The following is a 1428-nucleotide window of genomic DNA, read 5'->3' as shown; positions in this document are numbered from 1 at the left end:
CGAGTGAAGCACGCCAGGACCGCGACGAGCCCCAACCAGATAATCCGAAAAAGTGGAAGGATGTTCAAAGCGCGGTCGAGAGCGAGCTGGAAACACTGCACGATAAAGCCAGGCCCCTCTAAGTGGGCTCGCCAGCGAGTACAAGCCATGCATCTCACCGTCGGGTGAGATGCATGGCTTGTGCATCAGGCAATCAGATCTACTTTACCGCTGGCCAGGCGATAGACGCCCCCGACGATTTTCAATGTGCCCTTGCTCAGCGCTTCAGTCAGTACGGGTGAGGCTTTCTTGAGGTTGTTTACCGCGTCTTTGACGTTTTGCACCGTCGCGTTCTCGAGAAGATTTCCCGGATCCTTGAGTACCTTCTCGATAGAGGGCCTGAGTGCGTCAGTCAGTTTCTGGATTTGGCCGGGGAAAACCGCGTTGTCCTTTGCTGCCTTGATGCCCGCATTGAGGGCGCCGCAGTCTTCATGCCCCAGCACCAGAATCAGTGGTGCGCCGAGCACCAGGACCGAATATTCCAGGCTTGCCATGCCTTCCTCTGTGACGAAGTTGCCCGCGACACGCACCGCAAAAAGGTCGCCGCGGGCCGTGTCGAACGCATATTCGGGGGCGATGCGTGAATCAGCGCAACTCAAGACTGCTACGAACGGGTTCTGGCCGGTGACCAAGGCTTCACGCTCGGCCTTGAAGTCGTGCGTCTTTGAGGTGCCGTTGATATATCGCTTGTTACCGTTGATCAGTCGTTGAAGGGCCTTGTCGGGGCTGATCGCATTTTGTGGTTTTGGAGGCGAGGCCTTTTTCTCGGCGGCCTGGGCGATGCTGTCAGGCAGCACACCGGCAAGCAGCAGGGCGCTGGCGCCTAGTCCTGCAAGCCGGAGAAAACGACGCCGTCCGTCTGCCTCCGGCGCGGAGCTTGAATCACAGGATTCACACATGGTTTGTGTACTCGGTATTTGGGTGGGAGTGGCTCGCTATCAAGGGCTAATACTTCCGGGAACCTTCAGCACTTCTGCGTTGGAGTCTAGATGGTTTGCCGGAGCCCGTTTCAGGGGGGGGCGCGATTACAACGTGCGAAACACCTAGCACTTTGAGATTAATCCGTTCGCTTTTGCAGGGGGCAGCTAACCTGTAAAGGTTAGGTAACACTCCCGCACACTATCTCCCCATGGACGGAATGCCATGTTTCCTCTTCTCGAGCTTTGCCAGATTGTGGAGTCCGGTTTCTATCCACTCTCATGCACCTGCACGGTGGATCCCGACGGATCGTTGAGGGTCAAGATTGTCGATCCCGAATCCGGACGCGTTAAACTACTGATCGCTGGCGTGTCGACATCGACGCTGTCCAGCGTCCGGGAGATCGCCAACTTTATCGGTGAGCTGCGTACTGAATTGGAAGCCGGGCGCAGAGCGTTCGCAGGCTGATCC

Annotated in this window: 2 protein-coding genes; one reads left to right on the top strand and one right to left on the bottom strand. The window is 57.1% G+C overall.

Going from position 1 to position 1428, the window contains the following annotated elements; genetic code table 11:
• Positions 1 to 185: 185 nt before the first annotated feature.
• Positions 186 to 938, bottom strand: a complete 753-nt coding sequence (locus tag AC1DH9_RS29155) for a carbonic anhydrase (RefSeq protein WP_427537087.1) — start codon at positions 936 to 938, stop codon at positions 186 to 188.
• Positions 939 to 1182: 244 nt separating this feature from the next.
• Here AC1DH9_RS29155 and AC1DH9_RS29150 point away from each other — a divergent pair, with 244 nt between their 5' ends.
• The gene (locus tag AC1DH9_RS29150) at positions 1183 to 1425 is read left to right on the top strand and encodes a DUF1652 domain-containing protein (RefSeq protein WP_427537085.1); all 243 of its coding nucleotides are present in this window, start codon (positions 1183 to 1185) and stop codon (positions 1423 to 1425) included.
• Positions 1426 to 1428: the final 3 nt, after the last annotated feature.

This window comes from Pseudomonas sp. 05T35 (assembly GCF_056396605.1).
The sequence above is the reverse complement of the archived record's forward strand: the minus strand, read 5'-3'. Positions and strand labels throughout refer to the sequence as shown.